The sequence below is a fragment of the Pseudacidovorax sp. NFM-22 genome, from assembly GCF_021401245.1.
In the GTDB taxonomy this organism is placed as follows: domain Bacteria; phylum Pseudomonadota; class Gammaproteobacteria; order Burkholderiales; family Burkholderiaceae_C; genus Xenophilus.
Map to the genome: position 1 here is coordinate 398597 of NZ_JACBFY010000003.1, position 13072 is coordinate 411668.

Below are 13072 nucleotides of genomic sequence, written 5' to 3' on the forward strand. Positions count from 1 at the left end.
CGCTCAATCGCCCAGGCCGGCGTCGATGCCGGCCGTGCGGATGGTGGTGCGGTCGCGGTGGTCGGTGCGCTTGCCGATGGCGGTGTCCAGCGCGCGCTTGAGCTTGTCGAGGGCGCAGCGGAAGGCCTCGTCCTGGGTGGGCGCGTCCTGCGAGGTGGCGATCGGCGCATGGCCTGCGAGCCGGGCTTCCATGGTGCAGCGCTTGTCGGCCTGACCGCCGCGGGCGGCGTTCTCGTCGCTCAGGTGCACCTCGACGCGGGTGACTTCCTCGGCAAAGCGGTGCAGTTGCTGACGCAGTTCGGCGTCGGCCCAGCGCTCCAGCGACTCCTTGTTCTCGATGCCGTTGCCGGTGTTGACCTGGATCTGCATGAAATGGGCTCCTTTGTCGGTGAGGGCCGGTCGGCAGGGATGCTGTGCCGGCCATGGGGACGAGCTTGCACTGTGCCCCAGCCCGCGGCGGGCCGGCGTAGGCCAAGGCCAATGCGTGCTTGCAGGCGAGGCCGGCGGCGAGCGGCGACAATCCGGCCCCTTCGCCGCCGTGGTGCGCTGCCGCGCCATGCCCCACGGCCCCGCCCCTGCGGCGGGCCGACGCGCCCTTCCCGCGCGCTTTCCTTCCCCTGTCTCCTCGCCCGACTGCTGCCATGACGATCCAATGGTTTCCCGGCCACATGCATGCCACCCGAAAGGCCATCACCGAGCGGATGAAGACCACCGACGTCGTGATCGAGCTGCTGGACGCGCGCCTGCCCGGCTCCAGCGCCAACCCGGCGCTGGCGGCCATCACGGCCAAGAAGCCGCGGCTGAAGATCCTGAACAAGCAGGACCTGGCCGACCCGGCCCGCACCGCCGAATGGCTGGCCCACTACCAGGCGCAGGAGGCCACCGGTGCCATCGCGCTGGACGCCAGCCAGACGCCGCCGGCCCAGCGCGCGGCCATCATCGAGGCCTGCCACCGCCTGTCACCCAACCGCGGCGGGCTGGCCAAGCCGATGCGGGTGCTGATCTGCGGCGTGCCCAACGTGGGCAAGTCCACGCTGATCAACACCCTGAGCCTGAAGCGTCAGGCCAAGGCCGCCGACGAGGCCGGCGTGACCAAGCAGGAGCAGCGCATCCTGCTGGCCGACGACTTCTACCTGTACGACACGCCGGGCATGCTGTGGCCCAAGATCATCGTGCCCGAGAGCGGCACCCGCCTGGCCGCCACCGGCGCCGTGGGCCGCAATGCGTACGACGACGAATCGGTGGCGCTGGACGTGCTGGCCTACCTCAAGGCCCAGTACACCGAGCCGCTGCGCGCCCGCTACAAGCTGCCGGCCGACAACGCCCAACTGGCGCTGTGCACCCAGCCCGACGAGGACATCCTGGGCGCCATCGGCCGCAAGCGCGGCGCGCTGCTGGGCGGCGGCCGCATCGACACCCAGAAGGCCGCCGAGGCGGTGCTCACCGACCTGCGCAGCGGCGTGATCGGCCGCATCACGCTGGAGACGGTCAACCAGTTCCTGGGCTGGCTGGCGGCGGGGCGCAAGGCCGAGGCCGAGCTCAAGCGCCAGCGCGCCGCGGCCCTGCGCGCCCGGGGGCGCGGGCGCGATGCGGATGCCATCGAGCAGGACGAGAACTGGGGCGGTCCTTCCGAAGAAGAGGGCTGAACGCCTGTCCCTCCGCCGCGGCCCCGCCGTTCGACACCGGCGGCGCCCCGCCTTTCCTTGCCAGATACGCCATGTCCCGACACCCCCATCCCTTCCGCGCCGAATGGGCGCCCAGCATTCCGCGCGAGCTCATGGCCGGTGCCGTCGCCACCTTCGCGCTGATTCCGGAAGTCATCGCCTTCTCCTTCGTGGCCGGCGTGGACCCGGCCGTGGGCCTGTTCGCCTCCTTCGTCATCAGCATCGTGATCGCCTTCGCGGGCGGGCGGCCGGCCATGGTGTCGGCGGCCGCCGGCTCGGTGGCGCTGGTGGCGGCGCCGCTGGTGCATTCGCACGGCGTGCAGTACCTGTTCGCGGCCGGCGTGCTGGCGGGGCTGGTGCAGATGCTCTTCGGCTGGCTGCGGCTGGGCACGCTGATGCGCTACGTGTCGGGCTCGGTGCGCACTGGCTTCGTCAATGCGCTGGCGATCCTGATCTTCTCGGCGCAGATGCCGCACCTGGTGGGCGCCAACCTGGCGACCTGGGCCACGGTGGGCGCCGGGCTGCTCATCATCTACGGCCTGCCGCGCCTGACCACCGTCGTGCCGTCGCCGCTGGTGAGCATCGTGGTGCTCACGCTGGCGGCCCAATGGCTGAACCTGCCGCTCAAGACCGTGGCCGACCTGGGCCTGCTGCCCGAGGGCCTGCCCAGCTTCGGCGTGCCGCAGGTGCCGCTGTCGTGGCAGACGCTGCAGCTGATTGCGCTGCCGGCCCTGGCCATCGCCATGGTGGGCCTGCTGGAGTCGCTGATGACCGCCAGCGTGGTGGACGAACTGACCGACACGCCCAGCGCCAAGAACCGCGAGGCCACCGGCCTGGGCCTGGCCAACGTCGCGGCCAGTTTCTTCGGCGGCATCGCCGGCTGCGGGATGATCGGCCAGACCGTCAGCAACGTGCGCTACGGCGGGCGCGGCCGGCTGTCCACGCTGTTCGCGGGCGCCTTCCTGCTGGTGCTGATGGTGCTGCTCAAGCCCTGGGTGTCCAAGGTGCCGGTGGCGGCGCTGGTGGCCGTGATGGTCATGGTGTCGGCCTCCACCTTCGACTGGGGCTCGGCGCGGGCGCTGTGGCGGCATCCCAAGCTGTCCAGCGTGGTCATGCTGGCGACGGTGGTGGTCACGGTGCTCACCGACAACCTGGCCGCGGGCGTGGCGGTGGGCGTGCTGCTGAGCGGCGTGTTCTTCACCTTCAAGGTGGCGCGGCTGATCGCGGTCGAGCCGGCGGAGGAGGGCGGGGCGCTGGTCTACCGTGTGTCGGGCCAGGTCTTCTTCGCCTCGGCCGACATGCTGGTGGAAGCCTTCGACATCCGCGACATCGAGGGCCGGCCGGTGCGCATCGACCTCGCCGACGCGCATTTCTGGGACATCACGGCCGTCAACGCGCTGGACAAGGTCTGCCAGCGCCTGCGCAAGCATGGCAGCGCCGTGGAGGTGGTGGGCATGAACGCGCAGACCCGTGCGCTGGTCTCGCGGCTGGACCTGGCCATCGAGTGAGCGGCCGCGGGCCCTGCGGCGCCGAGCAGGCTTTGGCCTGCTCGCCCACAATGCCCCGATGACCGCCCCACATCCCACCTTCGAGGTCCTGCCGCGCGACCTTTCCGCCTATCGGCAGGGCAACACCGGCATCGACTATGTGCACCGCTTCGACTCGGGCCAGCCCGGGCCGCACGTGCTGGTCAATGCCCTGACCCACGGCAACGAGATCTGCGGCATGGTGGCGGCCACGCACCTGCTCGACAGCGGCGTTCGGCCGGTGAAGGGCGTGCTGACCATCAGCTTCTCCAACGTCGCGGCCTACGAGAGCTTCGACATCGAGCGGCCCTTCGACAGCCGCCAGCTGGTGCACAACATGAACCGCATCTGGTCGGCCGAGATGCTCGACGGCAGCGAGGACAGCCCCGAGCTGCGCCGCGCCCGCGAGCTGCGCGCCGTGGTGGACGCGGCCGACCATGTGCTGGACATCCACTCCACCAGCCAGGACGTGCAGCCCTTCTGGGTCTATCCGGCCTATGCGCGCAATGCGGCCGTGGCCGTGGCGCTGGGCCTGCCGCCGGTGCACCTGGTGATGCCGCAGGGCCTGGGCTCGGGCACGCCGCTGATCCAGTACGGCCGGCATGGCGTGGACGGCGACGGTCCGCAGACGGCGTTGGTGGTGGAGTGCGGCCAGCATTTCGCGCAATCCGCGGCGGACCTGGCCACGAAGGTGGCGCACGACTTCATCGCCCACTTCGGCCTGATCGCGCCGCGCGAGGACCGCCAGCCGCCGGCGTCGCAACGCCGCTTCGAGCTGCTGCAGACGCACATGGTGCACACCAAGGAATTCCGCTTCGAGCGGCCGCTGGTCGGCTTCGAGACCTTCGCCAAGGACGAGCTGATCGCCACCGACGGCGAGCGGCGCATCGTCTCGCCCTGCGACGGCTGCACCGTCTTCATGCCCACGCGCGACGCCATCGTGGGGCGCGAGGCGGTGTACCTCACGCGGCCGCTGGGCTGAGCGGCAGGGCCGGACGGGGTGCTGCGGCGGACCGTTCTTCCCGCCGAATTCCCCCCAAACCGTTCGGGCTGAGCTTGTCGAAGCCGGGCGCCGCGCTTCGACCGCTCAGCGAGAACGGTGCAGGGGCCGGCGCTTCGACAGGCTCAGCGCGAACGGTGCAGGGGCCGGCGCTTCGACAGGCTCAGCGCGAACGGGGAGGAGTCGGCTTCGGCAGGTTCAGCCCAAACGAGAAGGGGCCTGCGCCGCCCGGTTACTTGAGCGTCAGCACCCAGGCCGCCAGCTTCTTCGCATCGGCCTCGCTGACCTGCGTGTTGGCCGGCATGGGCACCGGCCCCCAGGCGCCCGCGCCACCCTTGCGGATCTTGTTGGCCAGCATGTCCGCGGCGCCTTTCTGGTCCTTGTAGCGGGCGGCCACGTCCTTGAAGGCGGGGCCGATCACCTTGCGGTCCACCGTGTGGCAGGCCATGCAGGCCTTGCTGGTGGCCAGGGCCAGGTCGGCATGGGCGGCAGGCAGCAGGCCGGCCAGCGCCGCGGTGGCGATCAGCCCGGCGCGCAGCGCAGACGCGGAAGCTGCCATTCGCCCGGCGGCGGCGTTACAGTCGTTTGCAATGTGGCTCGTGCGTCGCGCGGCGGGCTGTTGGAACGAGGAGCGGAACATGTGGCTGTTGGTCGTGGGGTTGGTGGCAATCGGGTTGAAGTACTTCGCGGTCGGCTTCTTCGCCGGGCTCGCGTGGTGGATCGTACTGTTGCCCTTTCCGGCCGCGGTGCTGTGGTGGGCTTTTGCCGATTGGTCTGGCTACACCGCGCGCCGGGCCATGGAACGCGACGACGCGCGCAAGCAGGCACGGATCGACCGCCAGCGCGATGTGCTGGGTCTCACGACGCGCGCACGTAGCGCCGCGCGCCGCAAGCCCTGATACGAAGCCCCTCTGCCCTTGCGGGAGAGGGGTGGGGGGAGAGGGGGCTGCAGCGCTCGCGCAACCCATCAGCCCGCCGCCGCGCTCCCCCTCGCCCCAACCCTCTCCCGCAAGGGGAGAGGAAGCCGGGCACTGGCTGGCGGCACTCAGAACCGGTCGAGCACCGCGCCCAGGCTCGCGCTCGACGCATTGAAGGCGAACTTGGCCTGCACGCCGCGGGTGTAGCGCGGCGCCGGCGCCTTCCAGGCGGCGCGGCGGCGGACGATCTCGTCTTCGGGCACGTTCAGCTCCAGGCGCAGCGTGGTGGCGTCGATGGTGATGGAGTCGCCCTCGTGCACCAGCGCGATGGTGCCGCCGGCCGCGGCCTCGGGCGCCACGTGGCCCACCACCATGCCCCAGGTGCCGCCGGAGAAGCGGCCGTCGGTGATCAGGCCCACGCTCTCGCCCAGGCCGGCGCCGATCAGCGCGCCCGTGGGCGCCAGCATCTCGGGCATGCCGGGGCCGCCCTTGGGGCCCAGGTAGCGCAGCACCATCACGTCGCCCGCCTTGATCTTGCCGGCCAGGATGGCCTGCAGCGCCGACTGCTCGTCCTCGAACACGCGGGCCGGGCCGGTGATGGCAGGGTTCTTCAGGCCGGTGATCTTGGCCACGGCGCCCTCGGGGCTCAGGTTGCCCTTGAGGATGGCCAGGTGGCCCTGGGCGTACAGCGGCTGGTCGATGGGGCGGATCACCTCGGGGTTGGGCGGCACGTCGGGCACGTCCTTGAGCGTCTCGGCGATGGTCTTGCCGGTGATGGTGATGCAGTCGCCATGCAGCAGGCCGGCGTTGAGCAGCAGCTTCATCACCTGCGGGATGCCGCCCGCGCGGTGCAGGTCGACCGCCAGCCAGCGGCCGCTGGGCTTGAGGTCGCAGATGACCGGCACGCGCTGGCGGATGCGCTCGAAGTCGTCGATGGTCCATTCGACGCCGGCCGCATGTGCGATGGCCAGGAAGTGCAGCACGGCGTTGGTCGAGCCGCCCGTGGCCATGATGACCGACACGGCGTTCTCGATGGCCTTGCGGGTGACGATGTCGCGCGGCTTGAGGTCGCGCTTGATGGCCTCGATCAGCACCTTGGCCGATTCCTTGGCCGAGTTCTGCGTCTCGTCGTGCGGGTTGGCCATGGTCGACGAGTAGGGCAGGCTCATGCCCAGCGCCTCGAAGGACGAACTCATGGTGTTGGCCGTGTACATGCCGCCGCAGGAGCCGGTGCCGGGGATGGCGCGGCGCTCGATCTGCAGCAGGTCCTCGTCGCTCAGGTTGCCGGCGGCGTTCTGGCCCACGGCCTCGAAGACGCTGACGATGTTCAGGTCCTGGCCCTTGTAGTGGCCCGGCAGGATGGTGCCGCCGTAGACGTAGATGGCGGGCACGTTGGCGCGCAGCATGCCCATCATGCCGCCGGGCATGTTCTTGTCGCAGCCACCGACCACCAGCACGCCGTCCATCCACTGGCCCTGCACGCAGGTCTCGATGCAGTCGCTGATGACCTCGCGGCTGACCAGCGAGTACTTCATGCCTTCGGTGCCCATGGCCATGCCGTCGGAGATGGTGGGCGTGCCGAAGATCTGGGCGTTGCCGCCGGCTTCCTCGATCCCGGCCACCGCCGCATCGGCCAGCTTCTGCAGGCCGGCATTGCAGGGCGTGATGGTGCTGTGGCCGTTGGCCACGCCGACCATGGGCTTGGCGAAGTCGTCCGCCTCGTAGCCGATGGCGTAGTACATCGAGCGGTTGGGCGCGCGGCTCTTGCCTTCGGTGATGTTGGCGCTGCGGCGGTTGATCTTGATCGGTTGGGTGGCCATGGGGCGTGTCTCCGCGGTTCGTGGGTGGCGGCGATTCTCGACCGGGCGTCTGATTGCCTCCAATCCTATTTGGCGGGCGGATTGATATGCTGGCCGAATGAAGGAAGAGGCCCCGATCGAGTTGCGCGCCTGGCGGCAGTTCCTGGCCGTGGCCGAGGAACTGCACTTCGGCCGCGCGGCGCAGCGGCTGCACATGACGCAGCCGCCCGTCACCCAGGCCATCGCCCAGCTGGAGCGCACGCTGGGCGTGCAGCTCTTCGACCGCACGCGCCGGCGCGTGGCCCTTACGGCCGCGGGCGAGGCGCTGGTGCCCGAGGTGCGGGCCCTGCTGGCCCAGGCGCGGTCCTTGCCCGCCCGGGCGCGCGCGGCCGATTCGGGCGAGGCCGGCCGGGTGCGCCTGGCCTTCGTCTCCACCATCGGCTTCGACCGGCTGCCGGGCTGGGTGCGCGACTTCCGCGAGCACAGCCCGCAGGTGGCGCTGGAACTGGTCGAGGCCACCGGCGACGTGCAGCTGGAATCCCTGGCCCGTGGGGACATCGATGCCGGCCTGCTGCTGCATCCGCCCGGCGCCGCGCCGGCCGGCCTGGCCCGGCTGGCGGTGGCGCAGGAGCCGCTGGTGCTGGCGCTGCCGGCCGCGCATGCGCTGGCGCAACAGGTGCGCCCGGCCCTGGCCGAGGTGATGGACGAGCCGCTGGTGCTGTACCCACGCCGCATCCTGCCCGGCGTGCACGATGCGGTGATGCAGCTCTATGCCGCCCACGGCCGGCGCCCGCGCGTGGCGCAGGAGGCGATCCAGATGCAGACCATCGTCAACCTGGTGTCGGGCGGCCTCGGCGTGGCCTGGGTGCCGGCCAGCGTGACGGCCTTCAGCCGCGCCGGCGTGGTCTACCGGCGGGCGGAGGAACTGAAGGAGCGGGGAGGGAAGAAGGTGACGCTGCCGTCCTGCGAAACCAGCCTGGTGTGGCTGGCGGAGCGGCAGCCGCCGGCCCTGGCGCGCTTCGTCCGCTTTCTGCGGACGCGGGCCGAGGCTGGCGAGGCGGGCTGATCAGCCCGCCGAGGTGGCGGAGTCGCCTTCGCCCATCTGCGACTGCAGATAGTTGGGCAGGCCGATCTTGGCGATCAGGCCCAGCTGCTTTTCGAGCCAGTAGGCATGGTCTTCCTCGGTGTCGTGCAGTTGCGAGACCAGGATGTCGCGGCTGACGTAGTCGCCCACGCTCTCGCACAGGGCGGCACCCTTGCGCAGGGCGTCGCGCACCTCGTACTCGGTGTCGAGGTCCTTGCGCAGCATCTCCTCGACGGTCAGGCCGGGGGTGAAGGCCTTGGGGCTCATGTCGGGCCGGCCGCCGAGCATCAGGATGCGGCGCATCAGCGCGTCGGCATGCTCGGTCTCTTCCTGCATCTCGTGGTTGATGCGCTCGTAAAGCCGGCCGAACCCCTGGTCTTCGTAGTTGCGGGAGTGGATGAAGTACTGGTCGCGGGCGGCGAGCTCGCCGCGCAGCAGGTCCTTCAGGTAGTCGATGACTTGGGGGTTGCCCTGCATGGTGTGATTCTTCGAAGACAAAAACGCCGCGAGTATCCGTCCGGCCCCCGCTTTGGCGAAACGCCCGCGGCCAATGCCCCCCACGCCGCGTTCTGCATGCGGATGCGGCAGCCGATCAGACGCATTCGCAACGGCGCGTCACTGCCTCGCCATGGGGCGGCGGGCACAATGCGCGCCATGCTGATGTACCCCCATATCGACCCGGTCGCCCTGCAGATCGGCCCGCTTGCCGTGCACTGGTACGGCCTGACCTACCTCGCGGCATTCGGCCTGTTCTTCTTCCTGGGTACGCGCCGGCTGCGGCACGAGCCCTTCGCCTCGATGACCGGCAGCGCGGCCTGGACGCGCAAGGACGTGGAGGACATCCTCTTCTTCGGCGTGCTGGGCGTGATCGTCGGTGGCCGGCTGGGCTACTGCCTGTTCTACAAGCCGGGCTATTACCTGTCGAACCCGCTGGAGATCTTCATGGTCTGGCGCGGCGGCATGAGCTTCCATGGCGGGCTGATCGGCGTGATCACCGCCATGGCCTGGTTCGCGCGGGCGCGCGGACGGCGCTTCTGGCAGTTGATGGACTTCGTGGCGCCCTGCGTGCCGACGGGCCTGGCGGCGGGCCGCGTGGGCAACTTCATCAACGGCGAGCTGTGGGGCCGCTTCTCATCGCCGGATCTGCCATGGGGCATGGTGTTTCCGCAGAGCGGCTCGATGCTGCCGCGGCACCCGTCGCAGGTCTACCAGTTCCTGCTCGAAGGGCTGCTGCTGTTCGTGATCCTGTGGCTGTATGCGCGCAAGCCGCGGCTGGAGCGCCGGGTGTCGGCCGTCTTCCTGATGGGCTATGGCGTGATGCGCTTCGTGGCCGAGTACTTCCGCGAGCCGGACGACTTCCTGGGCCTGCTGGCGCTGAACATGAGCATGGGCCAGTGGCTGTGCGTGCCCATGATCCTGGCCGGCATCGTGCTGTACGCCACGGCGCCCAAGCAGCCGCGCGTGACCCACGCCTGAGCCGGTTCAGGCCGCGCGAAGCAGCGCCGGCCGGGTCGACCACAGCAGCCAGGCGGCCCCGGCCAGCATGGGCAGCATCGCGGCATTGATCGCCGTCCAGCCGATGCCCGACTGCAGCGCGCCCGAGGCGAAGGACATCGCCGCCGCCGTGCCGCCGTTGGCGAATTCCATCAGCGACTGGGCGCCGGCCCGCTCGGCAGGCGCATGCGCCTCGGTCAACAGCGTGGTGCCGGCCACGATCATCAGGCTCCAGCCGATGCCCAGCAGCAGCGAGCTGGCCGCGAACTGCACCAGGGCCACGCCCGACAGGGCCAGCGCCGCACTGGCCACCAGCACGGCGATGCCCACGGCGGCCACCCGGCGGCTGCCATGCCGGTCCACCAGGGCGCCGGCGAAGAACGCGGGCAGGAACATGCCCAGCACATGCCACTGGATCACCCGCGCCGACGATTCGACGGCGAAGCCGCAGTCCGCCATGGCCAGCGGCGTGGCGTTCATCACCAGGATCATCAGCCCATGGCCGACGCCGGTCATGACGATGGCGGCGCGCAGCGCGGGGCGGGCCAGCAGCATGCGCCAGCGGGTGGCGGGCGCCTGCCCGGTCGCGGGGACGGCAGCTGCGCCTTCGGGCAAGCGGGTCAGCAGCAGGGCGGCGACGGCGGCCAGGCCGGCGATGGCCAGGTAGGCGCCGGCAAAGGGCGTGATCAGCCACTGGCGCGCCGCTAGCGCCAGCGAAGGCGCGAACAGGGCGGCGCACACGCCCCCGGCCAGCACGCAGGCGGCGGCCCGGCCGCGCCATTGGGCCTCGACGGCCTCCAGCGCCACATAGCGGTAATAGGCCGACGAAGCCTGGTACACGCCCACGCCGGCGATGCCCAGGCCGAAGAGCGCGAAGCTATCCGCCACGATGGCGAGGCAGGCCGTGAGGCCACCCGCCACGCCGACCAGCGCCCCAGCCACCAGCACCCGCCGCCGGCCATGGCGCTGCATGGCCGCCGCCAGCGGTCGCACGGCGACCAGGTTGCCGGCCACCAGCAGCGCGAGCGGCAGCGTCGCCAGCCAGGGCAGCGGCGCCAGCCGGGCGCCGACCAGCGCGGTCAGGGCGATGCCGATGATGGAGCAGGACCAGTAGAGCGCCTGGCCGACGAAGAGCAGGCGCAGGCTGGCGTGGGTGCGGAGCAGGGTGAGCATGGCGAGTGGTGGCTGCGATGGTGGGTTCGGTCGGTTGGGACGGTTGGTGGGGACGTCGTGAGCGCGCGCGGCCCCCACCCAGCCTCCCCCAGAGGGGGAGGGGCCATAGCCGACAAGGCCGAGAGACGGGTCAGGCGCTGGATTGCGCCGAATCCGCGACGCCGCTGCCGAAGCGCTCCGCCCAGGCCTGCGGCCCCACGCCGTAGTGTTTGTGGAAGCTGCGCCGCAGGTTCTCCGGATGGCCGAAGCCGCACAACCGGGCCACCGTGGCGACCGAGGCCTGGCCCTGGGCCATCAGGGCGCTGGCCGTCTCCACCCGCAGCCGCTCGATGTAGCGGGCGGGCGAGGTGCCCAGCTCCTTCTGGAAGGCGCGGGTGAGCGTGCGCGGCGGCAGGCAGGCCTGGGCCGCGAGCCGCTCCAGCGACAGGTCGCCGCCGAGCTGGCCCGGCAGCCAGTCGAGCAGCGCGGCCAGCCGGGGCGTGCGGCGCGGCTCGGGCGCGAGCAGGGCGCTGAACTGCGCCTGCCCGCCCGGCCGACGCAGGAACATCACCAGTTGCCGCGCCACGGCCAATGCCATCGGCCGGCCCAGGTCGGCCTCGACCAGGGCCAGCGCAAGGTCGATGCCCGCCGTGACGCCGGCCGAGGTGAAGACATGGCCGTCCTGCGCGCTGCCGGGGTCGAAGGTGTGCAGGCAGTCGGGCTCCACCTGCACGGCGGGATGTCGCTCGCGCAGCTGGTCCAGCCGCGACCAGTGCGAAGTGGCGCGGCGGCCGTCGAGCAGGCCCGCCTCGGCCAGCAGCAGCGCACCTGAGCAGACCGAGCCCAGGCGCCGAACCTCGGGCTCGGCGCGGCTCAGCCAGTCCAGCAGCGCCGCGTTACCGCGCTGGGCAATCACGCCGTCGCCGCCGGGCACGAGCAGGGTGTCGATGTCGCCGGCCGTCACGGTGGGCCAGGCGGCGTCGGGCACGAGGCGCATGCCGGCGGACGTGGCGACGGGCGCAAGCGTCTCGGCGAGCAATTGCAGCCGGTACGGCGCCGCCCTGCGGTGGCCGTGCTGCGCCACGTCGTTCGCGGTGGCGAAGACCTGCATCGGGCCGGTGACGTCCAGGCTCATGCAGTCGGCGTAGAGCAGGCAGGCGATGGTGCGGGGCGGGGCGGCGGTGGGCATGGTGGGGAGTGTGGGTCCCAGGGCGCGTGGCCGCAAGGACAATCAGTCCACGGATCTGGCCACTTTCTGGCGTGTCCGCGCGGGCAGCCACGGAGGCCGCCAAGGTGCTGGGGCGGACCTCGTCGTGAGCCCCTCTCCCCTCGCGGGAGAGGGGTTGGGGAGAGGGGGCGCGTACCCCAAAACGCTCGCCCTTGCGACGGCCGTCGACCCCTCTCCCCAGCCCTCTCCCGCAAGGGGAGAGGGAGCCGAGCCGCGGGGTTCGGACGGCGGGCGGTACTAGATCTGGCCGTCTGCCGAACCGCCTTCCGGCCACGCCAGCGACAGCGCACTTCGGAACACCCGTGCCTCCCCCGTCACCGGATCGTCGAAGGCGATGCCGCGCGCCAGCAGCCGCAGCGGGTTCTGCCAGTCGTCCGCCCCTTCCGGCCGCAGCACCGGATAGATGCCGTCGCCCACGATCGGCACGCCCAGCGCCTCGCAATGCGCGCGCAGCTGGTGCTTGCGGCCGGTGTGCGGCGCCAAGTCGAGCAGGGCGACGTCGCCGCGCACCTCGCGCACGGCGATGGCGGTCTCGGCGTTGGGCTCGCCGGCCACCGTCTCGCTGCGCATGAAGACGTCGGCCAGCCGGCTGCGGTAGACCGCCGGCAGCGGCGCCGGGGGCGGCCAGTGAACGATGGCCTCGTACTGCTTGCGCACCGCCCGTTCGGCGAACAGCCGCTGATAGGCGCCCCGCGTGGCCGGCTGCACGCTGAAGACCACCAGCCCGGCGGTCTCGCGGTCGATGCGGTGGATGGGCACCAGCGTGTCCAGGCCCAGGCGCTGCTTCAGGCGCACCAGCAGCGTCTCGCGCACATGGCGGCCGCTGGGCATCACGGGCAGGAAGTGCGGCTTGTCGGCCACCACCAGTTGCTCGTCCTGGAAGAGCACCGTCTCCTGGAAGGGGACGGGCGCCTCGTCTGCCCATTCGCGGTAGTACCAGACGCGCAGGTCCTTGCGGAAGGGTGTCTGCGCGGCGAGCCGGCTGCCGTCGCCGGCCACCACGCGGCCGGCGGCCATGCGGGCCTGCCAGTCGGCACGCGGCACCATCGGAAAGCGCTCGGTCAGGAAGTCCAGCACCGTCGCCCAGTCGCCGGGCGGCAGCGCCACGCAGCTCGGGCCCAGGCCACCGTCCACGGGCAGCGGGCGGGGCTGGGCGGCTCGGCGGGCGCTGCCGGATTTGCGGGCGGGACGGTCGGACATGGGCGGCG

General features: G+C 71.4%; 13 protein-coding genes. 6 read left to right on the forward strand and 7 right to left on the reverse strand.

Going from position 1 to position 13072, the window contains the following annotated elements; genetic code table 11:
* Positions 1 to 3: 3 nt before the first annotated feature.
* Complete coding sequence (locus L0984_RS12865) at positions 4 to 369, reverse strand: HPF/RaiA family ribosome-associated protein (protein ID WP_234193961.1); 366 nt, start codon at positions 367 to 369, stop codon at positions 4 to 6.
* Positions 370 to 641: 272 nt separating this feature from the next.
* Here L0984_RS12865 and ylqF point away from each other — a divergent pair, with 272 nt between their 5' ends.
* The 3 genes from ylqF to L0984_RS12880 all read left to right on the forward strand — a co-directional run bounded on the left by ylqF (position 642) and on the right by L0984_RS12880 (position 4172).
* Positions 642 to 1646, forward strand: a complete 1005-nt coding sequence (gene ylqF / locus L0984_RS12870; protein ID WP_234193962.1) for a ribosome biogenesis GTPase YlqF — start codon at positions 642 to 644, stop codon at positions 1644 to 1646.
* A gap of 71 nt (positions 1647 to 1717) precedes the next feature.
* Entirely contained in the window at positions 1718 to 3172 is a 1455-nt protein-coding gene (locus L0984_RS12875; protein ID WP_234193963.1) for a SulP family inorganic anion transporter, read from the forward strand.
* Between the two features lie 58 nt (positions 3173 to 3230).
* Entirely contained in the window at positions 3231 to 4172 is a 942-nt protein-coding gene (locus L0984_RS12880; protein WP_234193964.1) for a succinylglutamate desuccinylase/aspartoacylase domain-containing protein, read from the forward strand.
* A gap of 250 nt (positions 4173 to 4422) precedes the next feature.
* Here the strand turns inward: L0984_RS12880 and L0984_RS12885 are convergent, their stop codons facing one another.
* Positions 4423 to 4749: a c-type cytochrome gene (locus tag L0984_RS12885; RefSeq protein WP_234193965.1), complete on the reverse strand. Its 327-nt coding sequence runs from the start codon at positions 4747 to 4749 to the stop codon at positions 4423 to 4425.
* A gap of 79 nt (positions 4750 to 4828) precedes the next feature.
* Between L0984_RS12885 and L0984_RS12890 the strand changes: the two genes are divergently transcribed.
* The gene (locus L0984_RS12890; RefSeq protein ID WP_234193966.1) at positions 4829 to 5089 is read left to right on the forward strand and encodes a TIGR04438 family Trp-rich protein; all 261 of its coding nucleotides are present in this window, start codon (positions 4829 to 4831) and stop codon (positions 5087 to 5089) included.
* 146 nt (positions 5090 to 5235) lie between these two features.
* On the opposite strand, the gene ilvD is transcribed toward L0984_RS12890, so the two are convergent.
* A complete protein-coding gene (gene ilvD / locus L0984_RS12895) occupies positions 5236 to 6927 on the reverse strand; it encodes a dihydroxy-acid dehydratase (protein WP_234193967.1) in 1692 nt (563 codons plus the stop codon).
* A 97-nt stretch (positions 6928 to 7024) separates the two neighbouring features.
* On the opposite strand from ilvD, the gene L0984_RS12900 reads away from it, so the two are divergent.
* Positions 7025 to 7972 (forward strand): LysR family transcriptional regulator, encoded by a 948-nt coding sequence (locus tag L0984_RS12900; RefSeq protein ID WP_234193968.1) that lies wholly within the window; start codon positions 7025 to 7027, stop codon positions 7970 to 7972.
* On the opposite strand, the gene bfr is transcribed toward L0984_RS12900, so the two are convergent.
* On the reverse strand, positions 7973 to 8467 hold the full coding sequence (bfr, locus tag L0984_RS12905) for a bacterioferritin (RefSeq protein WP_234193969.1): 495 nt from the start codon (positions 8465 to 8467) through the stop codon (positions 7973 to 7975). It abuts the gene before it with no gap.
* 177 nt (positions 8468 to 8644) lie between these two features.
* On the opposite strand from bfr, the gene lgt reads away from it, so the two are divergent.
* Complete coding sequence (gene lgt, locus L0984_RS12910) at positions 8645 to 9466, forward strand: prolipoprotein diacylglyceryl transferase (RefSeq protein WP_234193970.1); 822 nt, start codon at positions 8645 to 8647, stop codon at positions 9464 to 9466.
* A 6-nt stretch (positions 9467 to 9472) separates the two neighbouring features.
* Here lgt and L0984_RS12915 read toward each other — a convergent pair whose 3' ends face one another.
* The 3 genes from L0984_RS12915 to L0984_RS12925 form a co-directional block, all read right to left on the reverse strand.
* The gene (locus tag L0984_RS12915) at positions 9473 to 10657 is read right to left on the reverse strand and encodes an MFS transporter (protein WP_234193971.1); all 1185 of its coding nucleotides are present in this window, start codon (positions 10655 to 10657) and stop codon (positions 9473 to 9475) included.
* A gap of 130 nt (positions 10658 to 10787) precedes the next feature.
* Positions 10788 to 11825 carry a GlxA family transcriptional regulator gene (locus L0984_RS12920; protein WP_234193972.1) on the reverse strand — a complete coding sequence of 346 codons (1038 nt, stop codon included), beginning with the start codon at positions 11823 to 11825 and terminating at the stop codon, positions 10788 to 10790.
* Positions 11826 to 12101: 276 nt separating this feature from the next.
* Positions 12102 to 13064, reverse strand: coding sequence for a pseudouridine synthase (locus L0984_RS12925; RefSeq protein ID WP_234193973.1), 963 nt, complete (start codon positions 13062 to 13064; stop codon positions 12102 to 12104).
* Positions 13065 to 13072: the final 8 nt, after the last annotated feature.